This is a genomic window from Bacillus sp. FSL R5-0523 (assembly GCF_037975295.1).
In the GTDB taxonomy this organism is placed as follows: Bacteria; Bacillota; Bacilli; order Bacillales; family Bacillaceae; genus Bacillus; species Bacillus subtilis.
Genome location: NZ_CP150251.1, coordinates 3,044,372 through 3,056,718 on the forward strand (window position 1 = coordinate 3,044,372; position 12,347 = coordinate 3,056,718).

The following is a 12,347-nucleotide window of genomic DNA, read 5'->3' on the forward strand; positions in this document are numbered from 1 at the left end:
ATCGCCTATTTTCCGGACGATGGGGTTTCAAATGCCTTTCGTTTTCGATAGAAGGGGGCTGTGCCGAAATATTGGTTCGCAGCCCACTCCATTTTTTCAAGGTCATTTCTTGTCACGATTGGATCCAGGTTGCTCCATTTGATAAAGCGGACAAAATAGTAGCCTTTGATAGGAACCATTGTAACTTTTGAGTGAGGCCAGCCTTCAAATACAAACTCAATTTTCCCTCTTTTTTTATAAGAATATTGAAGAATGTTCATATCTGTCACCTCAGTTTATCAAGTTACGTTCGGCAAAGCTCGGTACGTTTACATCCATTGATTGACTATCCCTCATGCAAGGCTTTCCTTTATTTATTTCGCATATGGATTAGCTTTTCGAGCATGTCGTGACTGAGATAGCCGAATGCCAAGCGTGCCTTCATTCGATAAAGCCGCAGCGTGGGCGGGTGTGACAAGCCCTCCGGCTATCGGCGCTTGTTCAGCGATCATGCTTTTGTCATAAAAAACAGCCTATTATCCCATCATTTTGATATAGCATGTCCGGGTGCGAGGCCCGTCAAATTCGCAGAAATAAATGCCCTGCCACGTTCCAAGAATAAGCCGGCCGTTTTCCACAATGACATGCTGTGAAGCTCCGACTGTACTCGACTTCATGTGTGCAGCTGTATTGCCCTCCATATGGCGGTCCAGCTCATGTTCCCACGGATATACCTCATCAAACCTTCTGAGCATATCTTTTTTGACGTCCGGATCGGCATTTTCATTAATTGTAATGCCCGCAGTCGTATGCGGACAGTAAATCAGCGCTGCGCCACTCGTTATACCTGTTTCTTGAAGAAACGCTTCCACCTCCCGGGTGATATCAATCATTTCATCTCGTTTGGTTGTTTTGATTTGCAGTGTTTTCAGCATTTGTTTCTCCTTTCGTTTGTCCGCTCTCATCGCTTAATTCGTTCTGTGTTCTTTTTTTTCCTGTTAAACCGCTCTCATAAACCCGATAAAACAAAAAAACTCCAGTCTAAGGCTGGAGTTTAGCACCATAGATATATTCTTGCTTCATACGGCTTTAAGAGTACTGATGTCATATGCTTGTGCGGCTCTGTTTCAATATTTGACAAGACGAGTGCATCTGATGACAATGGCAATCCAGAGTGCCTGAACAACGCCGGTGTTCCTGTCAGATTGGCCGCAATCAGTGCAGTATGGCTCTCGTTTTTCCGAAGATATGCAAAGATTTGCTGATCTTCCGGTAAAATGAGCTCGTATGTCCCGTTAATAAAAACATCATATGTTTGGCGTAGCTTGATCAAGCTTTTGTAAAAATGGTAAACGGATGTTTTATCGTTTTTTTGCGCCTCGGCATTCAGCCATTTGTAATTCTCATTGATTCCGATCCACGGTTTGGCCTCAGAAAATCCGGCGTATGGACCAGCATTCCATTGCATCGGCGTTCGCGAATTGTCTCTTCCCTTTTTCCAGACAATCTTCATCACATCCTCGTGTGATGTGCCTTTCGCTGTTTTTGTTTCATACAGGCGTTTCATCGCGACATCATCATAGTCATCAATAGATGGAAAAGCCACGTTCGTCATCCCGAGTTCCTGTCCCTGATAAATAAACGGTGTGCCTTTCATGAGAAAATAAACAGCGGAAAGCGCTTTTGCACTTTCTTTCAGGTACACTCCGTCGTCTCCCCACACAGAAACTGAACGGGGCTGGTCGTGATTCTCCATAAACAAAGCATTCCAGCCGATCCCTTCCAGACTGTCCTGCCAGTCAGTTAAAATTCGTTTAAATGCAACGATATCAATACTTTCATTGATCTCTACATCCCACAGGCCGAGATGCTCAAATTGAAAAATCATGCTGAATATGCCGTTTTTTTCTCCAGCCCAATCAGCTGCTTCTTTTGCAGCGACGCCGTTTGCTTCACCAACTGTCATAATCGGATAGCGGGAAAATGTGTTTTCCTTCAGCTCTGTTAACAAATCCATAATGCCGTCAGCATTCATATGATAAGGAAAGGAATGGACATAGTCCAGCCCCTTTGGATTCGGCATGTCGGGAAGCTCTTCTTTTTTCTTAATATGCGTAATGGCATCCACCCGAAATCCGTCAATTCCTTTATCAAGCCACCAATTGATCATGTCATAAACGGCATTCCTCACCTGTTCATTTTCCCAATTCAAATCAGGCTGTTTTTTATCAAAAAGGTGAAGATAATACTGGCTTGTCTTTTGATCATACTCCCAAGCCGGCCCGCCGAAAATGCTTTCCCAATTGTTGGGCGCTTTTCCGTTTTTGCCGTCTTTCCAAATATACCAGTCACGCTTTTCCGAGTGTATGGATGAACGGGATTCTATGAACCATGGATGTTCGTCGCTTGTGTGGTTCACAACGAGATCCATAATCAGCTTCATCCCCAGATCATGAATGTCACCAAGCAGTTCATCAAAATCTTCCATGGTGCCAAACTCGCTTAATATGTTTTGATAATCCCGGATATCATAGCCATTATCAGCATTCGGTGAGTCATACAGCGGGCAAATCCATATGACGTCAGCGCCCAGCTCTTTTATGTAAGAAAGCTTGGATCTGATTCCTTGAATATCCCCAATTCCGTCGCCATTTGAATCTTTAAAACTGCGGGGGTAAATTTGGTAAACAACGGCTTCCTTCCACCAAGCCTTTTTCATACAGCCACTCCTTCCCAGTGTACCGGTCTTATATATCCTATGTAGAAAAAAGGCTTCACAGCATTGCTTTTTAAGAAATGACTTGATGACACAAAAAACAGCCGTTCGTTCCCCGGCTGTTTTTTATTAAAAATCAGTTTTTTTTATTTCTACAAAACGGATGTGATGATCTTCGGCGTCGAGGATTTTAAATTCACAGCCCTCCGCGTGTATCACATCTCCTGCTTTCAGCTCCATTTTTTGCGTTAGAAGCCAGCCTGCAATCGTATCAATTTCTTCATTTTCAATCGCAATATCGAGAAGGTCATTCACTTCGTCTATTAGCGCTTTTCCATCCATCACATAATGGTGCTCGCCCTTTTTCAGGATGTGCGGTGTTTCATCCTGATCATACTCATCGCGGATTTCCCCGACGATTTCCTCTATAATATCCTCTACAGTGACAAGCCCCGCAGTTCCCCCGTATTCATCTACGAGAATCGCCATGTGAATCCGCTCCTTCTGCATGCGGATTAAAAGCTGCTGAACAGGAATGCTTTCAATGACTCTGATAACGGGCCTCATGATTTGATTCAGCTTTATCGGCTGGCCGAGAAAATAAGCTTTAAACATATCTTTGCTGTTGATGATCCCTAAAATATGATCCTTGTCATCTTTGATGACAGGATAGCGCGTATACCGTTCATTAATGATGTGATGAATCGCCTCTTCAAGCGACTGCTCCAGAGAGATAACCGCAATTTCTGTCCGCGGAATCATAATCTCTCTCGCTACCCGGTTGTCAAATTCAAAAATCTTATTTACATAGCGGAATTCAGACTGATTGATTTCTCCCTTTTCATAGCTTTCAGAAAGGATCAGCCTTAGTTCCTCTTCGCTGATGACAACCTCATGCTCCTTTACTGAATGAAAGCCAAACAATTTCACAAGAAAGCTTGCAGAGCCGTTTAATGCTTTAATAAACGGGTACGTGATTTTATAAAACCAGATCAGCGGCTTTGCAATCCATAAGCTTACAGCTTCAGCTTTTTGAATAGAAACCGTTTTCGGGGCAAGCTCCCCCATCACCACATGCAAAAAAGTGACGATAATAAATGCAACTACAAATGTGACAATGTGGTTAAACGGTTCCGGCATGCCTGTCATTGTAAATAAGGGATGAAGAAAACGTTCAAATGTAGGTTCACCAAGCCACCCAAGGCCGAGGGCTGTAATCGTAATCCCGAGCTGGCAGGCTGATAAATACTCGTCAAGATTGGAGATGATTTTATGTGCGGCTAGTGCTCGGCTGTCACCGCTTTCGATGAGCTGATTGATTTTTGAACCTCTGATTTTGACGATCGCAAATTCCGCTGCAACGAAAACAGCCGTAATGCCAATCAAAACAAAAATGGCGATCAATTGTAAAATAAGCAAAAAAAGCCCTTACCATAAATGGTAAGGGGCCACCTCCTTAACGTTAATTCTCATCACGACCGTTTAAGAAAATCATCACAAAACGAAGTAGTTCAAACAGGGAAACCAGGGCGGCGGCCACATACGTTAAGGCAGCAGCACTCAGCACTTTATTTACCCCATTTTCTTCATTGTTTCGGATGAATCCTTCTGACACAATAATCTGCTTCGCACGTGAACTTGCATTGAATTCGACAGGCAATGTAATCAGCTGGAAAAAGACTGCCGCTGAAAACAGTATGATGCCAAGCCCGATCAAATTCAGGCTGCCGAGAAGCATGCCTCCTAAGAAAAGCAAAGGAGCTACACCGGATGCAAAATTCACGACTGGGAAGATTTTATGTCTCAGCACAAGCGCACCATATGACTCCTGATGCTGCAAGGCATGTCCGACTTCATGGGAAGCTACGGATATGGCGGAAATTGAGCGGCCGTAATAGACCGGCTCAGATAAACGCACCACCCGTCTTGTCGGGTCGTAATGGTCTGTTAAAGTGCCTCTTACCGGTTCGACCGGCACGTCGTAAAGACCGTTTATATCTAAAATCCGTCTTGCCGTTTCTGCCCCTGTACGTCCGCTTGAGGCTTCCACTTTTGAATATTTTTCAAAGTTGCTCTTTACTTTAAATTGTGCCCAAAACGACAATCCCAATGCGGCTATTGTTAAAAATATAAACAGCATTTTTTCATCATCCTTTTTCCATGATCATTTCTCTATTACGATTATTTTAATGAGTTTTCTTTCCCGTGTACAGAAATGCGCTTTTTCTTCCGGCTTGGAGCACACAATCCAATCAGCAAAAAGAACAGGCCTGCTGAAAACAAATAAAAGGCGAAACTGCCGGCCAGTTCTTTCAGAAAATGAAGCCAGGAGAAGCTTCCGGAAAAGTGATTATATGAATTCAAATCGAAAATAAACAAAATCACCGCGGATGCCGCCAGCTGCGTACCGATTAAAACCACGATCGTTCTTTGAAAGATCGTCATCTTTTTCATCCTTTTTGTTTTAGTTTATGGAGAAATCCGGTTTTATATGTTTTGTACATTTTTTGAAAAACATCACCGGAAGTGGGACATACTGTTAGAAAAAAGCACGGGTGTGATGGAAGCTATGAAAGTGACGAGTGAGGAAAAGGAACAGCTGAGCACAGCAATCGACCGAATGAATGAAGGACTGGACGCGTTTATCCAGCTGTATAATGAATCGGAAATTGATGAACCGCTTATTCAGCTTGATGATGATACAGCCGAGTTAATGAAGCAGGCCCGAGATAAGTACGGCCAGGAAAAGCTAAATGAGAAATTAAATACAATTATTAAACAGATTTTATCCATCTCAGTATCTGAAGAAGGAGAAAAAGAATGAAATCAAATCGGATATTTATTTCATGGCTCAGGTGGCCGTTATTTATCCGAATCGGGGTTATTATTTTATGTCTGATTCTTTTGTTCGGCCAAATCATTTATATACTTGAGCCTAAGCAGTTCACTTCGGTATTCGAAGGTATTTGGTGGGCTGTCGTTACGGTTTCTACAGTCGGTTATGGAGACTATGTGCCGCACACGCCGCTGGGACAGGCAGCCGGAATACTGCTGATTTTGAGCGGAGCAAGCTTTGTCACAGCATATTTCGCTACGTTATCAGCGGCCGCATTCAGCAGACAGCATCGCTACATCGAAGGAAAAGTTGCTTACAAAGGCCGGGACCACATCATTCTGATCGGGTGGAATGAAAAAACAAACCGGCTTTTGAAGGACCTTCAGCTTGCCGCCCCTTCCAAAACAGTCGTACTAATCGATGAATCCTTAACAGAAGGCCCGCTTATTGAAAACGTTCATTTCATACGCGGGCACGCTGCCGATGATGGGACACTGAAACGGGCCAATATTACTGAAGCGGAATCAGTGATGATTACTGCCGATCAGTATAAAAGTGAAACTGATGCTGATATGCTGTCAGTGCTGACTCTTTTATCTGTTAAAGGGCTTAATCCCCTTGCTTACTGCATCGTCGAGATTTTGACTGACCGTTTTATCACCAATGCGGAGCGGGCAGGCGCAAACCAAATCATCGGAACTTCAGAATTTATCAGCCGGGCGATGCTGCAGCATTACCAAGTCAAGTTACGGCCGTCTAAACAGCAGAACGGAATCAAGCTGACACTTGATCAGCATGTGGAGCTTCTTGCTGTTCCTGACGAACTAAAGGGAGCGGCTTACAAAACCTGTGTTCTCTATTTCCTTGATCACAACACAACAATTATAGGCGTACAAAAAAAGGAGGGACCGATGCTTTCCCCTCCTCTTACATACAAGGTGCTCGAAACAGATCAATTCCTTGCCATCTAGTTTAACAAAACATCCTCCAATTCTTTCACGAGAGAGGCGCCGATATCCAAAAATGCCGGATCAATTTCCGCGTCCCGCCTTTCCGGTTCGGAAAATTGATTAAACAGTGATTGGAAAGGCCCTCCCTCGGCGTGATCGTCAACATCCGCCTGAAACACCTGTCTCAGCATAAACGGCGTTCCGATCCGGACGGCCGCTCCTCGTTCATCGAGACTGCCCTGTACCGCATTGACGGGAATTCTTAAAAATAAATAGCCGTCTCTATCATCAATTTTATAATCAAAGTAGCCATGATCGTATTCCCAGCCGCCGTTTATCACATAACCGAGCGGCTTCATCACTTGTTCCAGTTCTTGAAGCAGAAAAGACTGCCCATCTATCGCGGAAGGTATTGGTATCATCAGAATGCCCCTTTTTTCACTTATCCTGTCCTGCCGAACAAGACTTCATTCAGAGGCGCCTACATGGAAATCGTTGTTTCTTTTGCGCGGCCAACAGAAAAGAAAGCGCATTCAATTAAGAAGTAAACAGTCATTGCCGCTGCAAGCCATACAGCTGAATCCCAAGACACATAAACAACCGTTGCATAGAGTCCTAATTTAGTGAAAAGAGTATGGGTTCGTTTTAAATGCAAAATCCGATGTACCGCATCGGTAAAAAGGGCAAGCGGCAAACCAATGAGAAGAAAGGCGTGGATGAAAAAATGTGACAGCGTGCGGCCAAAGCTTGAAGAAAACTCTGTATACACGGCATCAAAGGAGATAAGGAAACTTAAAATAGCTGCAGAAAAACCGGCAATGATGAGATGTTTAACCAATTGTTTCATGAACATCAGCACCTTTCTGATTTTATAAAAAGCCGACCGGCAAATGCCAGTCAGCTTTCTCACATTAATCTTCCAGACGTTTTTCAAGCTCTGCTTTTTTCTCTTCAAAGCCAGGTTTGCCGAGTAACGCAAACATATTGACTTTATACGCTTCTACACCAGGCTGGTCAAACGGATTGACGCCAAGGAGGTAACCGCTCATCGCGCAGGCTTTTTCGAAGAAATATACAAGGTATCCAAAAGTATATGCATTCAGCTCAGGAATGTTAACGATTAAGTTCGGAACATTTCCGTCTGTATGGGCAAGCATCGTGCCTTGGAATGCTTTCTTGTTAACGAAATCAACAGTTTTACCGGCTAAATAGTTCAAGCCGTCAAGATCGTTATCCGCTTCCTCAATTGTCAGTTCATGTTTAGGCTTCTCTACGTTCAGGACCGTTTCGAATAAATCTCTGCGGCCTTCTTGTACATACTGGCCTAAAGAATGAAGGTCTGTTGAATAGTTCGCTGAAGAAGGATAAATGCCCTTCTCATCTTTCCCTTCGCTTTCTCCGAACAGCTGCTTCCACCATTCCGCAAAGTATTGAAGCGCCGGTTCGTAGTTGATGAGCATTTCAATTGTTTTGCCCTTATTATAAAGGACATTGCGAACAACCGCATATTGGTATGCTGGGTTATCTTCCAGTTCAGATGTTGCAAAATCTTTGCTCGCATCCAGGGCGCCTTTCATCATGTCATCAATGTTGACGCCGCTGACAGCAATCGGCAAGAGGCCTACAGCTGTTAAAACTGAATAACGGCCACCGACATCGTCAGGAATAACAAATGATTCGAAGCCTTCTTCGTTAGAAAGCGTTTTTAATGCGCCGCGCTCTTTATCAGTTGTTGCATAAATCCGCGCTTTCGCTTCTTCTTTACCGTATTTCTCTTCAAGAAGCTTGCGGAAAATACGGAAAGCGATTGCAGGTTCAGTTGTCGTACCTGATTTAGAAATCACATTAATAGAGAAGTCAACATCTTCAAGAAGATCCATGACGTCTCTCATATAAGATGAACTGATGTTGTTCCCGATAAAAATGACTTGCGGATTGCCGCGTTTTGCTTTTGGCAAAGTGTTATAAAACGCGTGATTCAGCGCTTCAATCGCTGCCCGCGCTCCAAGATAAGAACCGCCGATGCCGACAACAAGCAAGACATCAGAGTCAGATTTGATTTTTTCCGCGCTTTTTTTGATGCGCGCGAATTCTTCTTTATCATAATGTTCAGGGAGGTCCACCCAGCCTAGAAAATCGCTGCCCGCGCCTGTTTTTTCATGGATATTATGGTGTGCTGTTTTTACAAAGTCCCGCAGATATGTAAGTTCATGTTCGTTGAAGAAAGTCAACGCTTTTGAGTAGTCAAAGCGTACATGCGTCATTGCTTGTCCCTCCATAACGGTATAATGTTTTCATCTTTCACTTTATATGAACTTATCTGTGAAATCAAGTCAAGAAGAAAGGGCGGAATGACTGGATTCCGCCCTTTGGGTTTATAGAGACGCGCGAAGGATGGCAAGCACGTCATCTTTGTTCAGTTTTTGGAAGTTGCCGAAGCCGCCGTGTTCCATTTCCTTGGCTGCGATATCAGCAATCAGTTCAAGCTTTTCTTCTCCAATATTGTAATCAGCAAGACGAGAAGGTGCACCGAGGCTTGTCCAGAACGCAGACAGTTTATCGATTCCTTCAAGCGCAATTTCTTTATCTGTTTTGCCTTCAGTATCAATGTCAAACATGTTGAGCATTAGGTTTTTAAAACGGCCTACATTTGTATCAAGCGTGTATCTCATCCAGTTTGGGAACAGTATAGCCAAACCGCCCGCGTGCGGAATATCATATACAGCTGAAACAGCGTGTTCCATTGTATGAGAAGCCCAGTCACCGAAGTAGCCCATTTGGAGCGTGCCGTTTAAAGCAATAGTACCAGCGTACAAAATCGTTTCACGAAGTTTGTAGTTTTCCAGATCTTCAAGAAGCTTAGGAGCTGTTTCGATGACCGTCTGCAAAACAGCAAAGCACATTCTATCCTGAAGCGGCGTGTTTTCAACATTATGGAAGTATTGTTCGAATACGTGGCTCATCATGTCAACCATGCCGTATACTGTTTGATTTTCTGGAACGGTGAACGTATTTTCAGGGTCTAAAATAGAGAAACGCGGATGAGTGACATTGCTGCCCCATACAAATTTCTCGTTTGTTTCCCAGTTTGTAATCACGGAATCAGGGTTCATTTCAGACCCTGTTGCAGCAAGAGTTAAAACAGTGCCAAACGGCAGCGCATCCTCCGCTGTTACTTTTTTGCTGAAAATATCCCAAGCGTCGCCATCGTATTTGACGCCAGCTGCGATTGCCTTTGTACAGTCAATCACACTGCCTCCGCCGACAGCAAGCAGAAAATCAATGTCATGCTCTCTGCAAAGTCCTATGCCTTTTTCCACTGTTGCAAGACGCGGGTTCGGCTCTACACCTGACAGCTCATGAACAACAGCGCCCTCTTCTTTTAAAATGCCTGTGACTTGATCATAAAGGCCGTTGCGTTTAATGCTGCCGCCCCCGTAAACAAGCAGTACATTTTTGCCGTATCGTTTGAATTCTTTTCTTAATTGTTCAAGCTGACCTTTTCCAAAAATCAGCTTTGTCGGATTATAATAAGTGAAATTTTCCATAGTAAAACCTCCAAATGATGCTGGTAAAAAACAGATTTTCCATTGTAACATAAGTTGACAAAAAGAAAAAGGGAAGCAGCCAAACAGCTATTTCCCCTTTTTTTATAGAGATGCTTTCAAAATTGACAGCACATCTTCTTTGTTGAGTGATTTAAATTGACCGAATGTACCGTTAGCCATTGCCTTGTCAGCAATTGTGTCAAGCTGCTCATCATTAATATCATAATCAGCAAGACGGTTCGGAGCGCCAAGGCTTGTCCAGAATGCGGACAGCTTATCGATACCTTCAAGGGCGATTTCTTCATCCGTTTTACCTGCTTCTTCAACATCAAACACGCGAACTGCAAGCTGTTTCATGCGGGCAGGGTTTTCAGACAATGTGTGTCTCATCCAGTTCGGGAACAAAATTGCCAGTCCGCCGGCATGCGGAATATCATAAACGGCTGATACTGCATGTTCAATATTATGAGTAGCCCAATCCCCTCTTGCCCCCATAGAAAGCATGCCGTTTAATGCGATTGTTCCTGTGTACAGGATCGTCTCACGCAATTCGTAATTTTCGAGATCATTGATCAGCTTAGGCGCTGTTTCAATGACTGTACGCAAAAGTGATTCACACATGCGGTCCTGATACGGCGTGTTTGATACATGATGGAAGTATTGTTCGAATACGTGGCTCATCATGTCAACCATCCCGTAGATCGTGTGGTTTTTAGGTACGGTGAATGTATTCACCGGATCAAGAATCGAGAATTTAGGGAATACGAGCGGGCTGCCCCAGCCGTATTTTTCTTTTGTTTCCCAGTTTGTAATAACAGATCCTGAGTTCATTTCTGAACCAGTTGCAGCGAGAGTCAATACCGTTCCGAATGGCAAAGCATCTTTTGGCTGATGCTTTTTCGTAACGATATCCCACGCATCACCATCATACTTCGCTCCTGCGGCAATCGCTTTTGTACAGTCGATTACGCTTCCGCCTCCGACAGCCAGCAAGAAATCAATGTTTTGTTCTTTACAGATGGCAACACCTTTATTAACAGTCGACACACGAGGATTCGGTTCCACACCTGCTAATTCATGCACGGTCGCTCCGGCTTTATTCAGTTGTTCAATCACTTGATCATACAGGCCGCTGCGTTTAATGCTGCCGCCTCCGTACACAAGCAATACGTTTTTTCCGTAAGGTTTGAGTTCCTCCGGAAGTCTTTCCACTTCGCCGCGCCCGAAAATTAATTTGGTCGGATTCCAGTATGTAAAGTTTTGCATGACATCTCCTCCTTAGATTTTTTATTATGCAGAATGTCCTCACCACATGTAAAGCAATCAGCTCTTACCGATCAGCATACCAGATGGTTTTATTTTGCAGGATGCTGGGAAAGAAGCTGATATAAGCGAGGGCAGGCCAGCTTCCCTCATATGGAGAATGCATGTATAGATTCTCCAATATGTCACAATCTATAACTGTTTTAATAATTCATGGAGGAGGTTGCAAAACATGAGTACCATTCAGAGAATTTGTCTTGTATTAACCATCATTGGCGCTATTAACTGGGGACTGATCGGATTTTTCCAATTTGACTTAGTAGCGGCTATCTTCGGCGGCCAAGGGTCAGCTCTTTCCCGTATCATTTACGGACTTGTCGGAATCGCCGGCTTAATCAACCTCGGTCTGCTATTTAAGCCAAACGAGGAAAGATCACGTGAAGAAGCAGCAAATCCTGAAATGCGATAGGATATCAATCACGCTGAAATAGGATTTTGCATGAAATCAAAAGCACCGAACATTCCTGTCCGGTGCTTTTTTCATGCTTATTTTTTGATAAGGTCTTTGCGGTTGGACATTTCGATCCACTCTTCAAGCTTATCTTTTAATGTGTTGAAACCTTGTGGTGTAGAAGCTTCTTCGCTTACTTGAGCAGCTTTAGGTTTTCTTGGTTTGCTTTCTTTTTTCTCAGGCGCAGCTTGTGTCGCACGAATTGAAAGGCTGATTTTTCCTTTTTCTTCATCAACAGCAAGTACTTTTACTTGTACTTCGTCGCCAACTGAAAGGTGCTCGTTGATATCTTTTACGAAACCGTGAGTCACTTCAGAAATGTGTACTAAACCTTGAGTTTCTTCATCTAATGCAACAAACGCACCATACGCTTGTAATCCTGTAACTTTACCAGTGTAAACACTGCCCACTTCAAATTTTGCTGCCATTCATAACAACTCCTAAGTTAAATTAAATATCTGTTTATACGCAATTTAAAATTATATCACACATGTCTTATTTCCGCAAAGAAAACTTTTTCATAAAAAAATCAGGTTTATACACA

The 12,347-nt window shown here is 43.5% G+C and carries 16 protein-coding genes; 3 read left to right on the forward strand and 13 right to left on the reverse strand.

Features of this window, described 5'->3' with window-relative positions; genetic code table 11:
* Nucleotides 1-5 precede the first annotated feature (5 nt).
* From NYE53_RS15660 to NYE53_RS15690, 7 genes are all read right to left on the reverse strand, one after another.
* Nucleotides 6-260, reverse strand: a complete 255-nt coding sequence (locus NYE53_RS15660; RefSeq protein WP_339245553.1) for a hypothetical protein — start codon at nt 258-260, stop codon at nt 6-8.
* Nucleotides 261-515: 255 nt separating this feature from the next.
* Nucleotides 516-914 (reverse strand): secondary thiamine-phosphate synthase enzyme YjbQ, encoded by a 399-nt coding sequence (locus NYE53_RS15665; protein ID WP_003243483.1) that lies wholly within the window; start codon nt 912-914, stop codon nt 516-518.
* Entirely contained in the window at nt 874-1,008 is a 135-nt protein-coding gene (locus tag NYE53_RS15670; protein WP_003243642.1) for a hypothetical protein, read from the reverse strand. The genes NYE53_RS15665 and NYE53_RS15670 overlap by 41 nt, the downstream gene beginning before the upstream one ends.
* Nucleotides 1,009-1,033: 25 nt before the next feature.
* Nucleotides 1,034-2,698, reverse strand: a complete 1,665-nt coding sequence (locus tag NYE53_RS15675) for an alpha-glucosidase (RefSeq protein WP_339245555.1) — start codon at nt 2,696-2,698, stop codon at nt 1,034-1,036.
* A gap of 126 nt (nt 2,699-2,824) precedes the next feature.
* Entirely contained in the window at nt 2,825-4,114 is a 1,290-nt protein-coding gene (locus NYE53_RS15680; RefSeq protein WP_038828450.1) for a hemolysin family protein, read from the reverse strand.
* A gap of 43 nt (nt 4,115-4,157) precedes the next feature.
* Entirely contained in the window at nt 4,158-4,835 is a 678-nt protein-coding gene (locus NYE53_RS15685; protein ID WP_003228889.1) for a zinc metallopeptidase, read from the reverse strand.
* A 41-nt stretch (nt 4,836-4,876) separates the two neighbouring features.
* Nucleotides 4,877-5,140, reverse strand: a complete 264-nt coding sequence (locus NYE53_RS15690; RefSeq protein WP_015483620.1) for a membrane protein — start codon at nt 5,138-5,140, stop codon at nt 4,877-4,879.
* A 46-nt stretch (nt 5,141-5,186) separates the two neighbouring features.
* On the opposite strand from NYE53_RS15690, the gene mstX reads away from it, so the two are divergent.
* Both mstX and kbfO read left to right on the forward strand, forming a co-directional pair.
* Nucleotides 5,187-5,519: a biofilm formation protein MstX gene (mstX, locus tag NYE53_RS15695; RefSeq protein WP_021480479.1), complete on the forward strand. Its 333-nt coding sequence runs from the start codon at nt 5,187-5,189 to the stop codon at nt 5,517-5,519.
* Nucleotides 5,516-6,502, forward strand: a complete 987-nt coding sequence (gene kbfO / locus NYE53_RS15700) for a potassium channel protein KbfO (protein ID WP_327828690.1) — start codon at nt 5,516-5,518, stop codon at nt 6,500-6,502. The genes mstX and kbfO overlap by 4 nt, the downstream gene beginning before the upstream one ends.
* Here kbfO and NYE53_RS15705 read toward each other — a convergent pair.
* The 5 genes from NYE53_RS15705 to NYE53_RS15725 all read right to left on the reverse strand — a co-directional run bounded on the left by NYE53_RS15705 (nt 6,499) and on the right by NYE53_RS15725 (nt 11,295).
* Nucleotides 6,499-6,903 carry a YugN-like family protein gene (locus NYE53_RS15705; protein WP_327828689.1) on the reverse strand — a complete coding sequence of 135 codons (405 nt, stop codon included), beginning with the start codon at nt 6,901-6,903 and terminating at the stop codon, nt 6,499-6,501. The two genes, kbfO and NYE53_RS15705, sit on opposite strands and share 4 nt — an antisense overlap.
* Nucleotides 6,904-6,962: 59 nt before the next feature.
* On the reverse strand, nt 6,963-7,334 hold the full coding sequence (locus NYE53_RS15710; RefSeq protein WP_327828717.1) for a hypothetical protein: 372 nt from the start codon (nt 7,332-7,334) through the stop codon (nt 6,963-6,965).
* 58 nt (nt 7,335-7,392) lie between these two features.
* Nucleotides 7,393-8,745 (reverse strand): glucose-6-phosphate isomerase, encoded by a 1,353-nt coding sequence (locus NYE53_RS15715; protein WP_003243401.1) that lies wholly within the window; start codon nt 8,743-8,745, stop codon nt 7,393-7,395.
* Between the two features lie 111 nt (nt 8,746-8,856).
* Nucleotides 8,857-10,029 (reverse strand): iron-containing alcohol dehydrogenase, encoded by a 1,173-nt coding sequence (locus NYE53_RS15720; RefSeq protein ID WP_336156409.1) that lies wholly within the window; start codon nt 10,027-10,029, stop codon nt 8,857-8,859.
* 102 nt (nt 10,030-10,131) lie between these two features.
* Nucleotides 10,132-11,295: an iron-containing alcohol dehydrogenase gene (locus tag NYE53_RS15725; protein WP_003228869.1), complete on the reverse strand. Its 1,164-nt coding sequence runs from the start codon at nt 11,293-11,295 to the stop codon at nt 10,132-10,134.
* 229 nt (nt 11,296-11,524) lie between these two features.
* Here NYE53_RS15725 and NYE53_RS15730 point away from each other — a divergent pair, with 229 nt between their 5' ends.
* Complete coding sequence (locus NYE53_RS15730; RefSeq protein WP_003220771.1) at nt 11,525-11,761, forward strand: DUF378 domain-containing protein; 237 nt, start codon at nt 11,525-11,527, stop codon at nt 11,759-11,761.
* Between the two features lie 77 nt (nt 11,762-11,838).
* On the opposite strand, the gene yugI is transcribed toward NYE53_RS15730, so the two are convergent.
* Nucleotides 11,839-12,231: a S1 domain-containing post-transcriptional regulator GSP13 gene (yugI, locus tag NYE53_RS15735; protein WP_003228864.1), complete on the reverse strand. Its 393-nt coding sequence runs from the start codon at nt 12,229-12,231 to the stop codon at nt 11,839-11,841.
* Between the last annotated feature and the right edge of the window lie 116 nt (nt 12,232-12,347).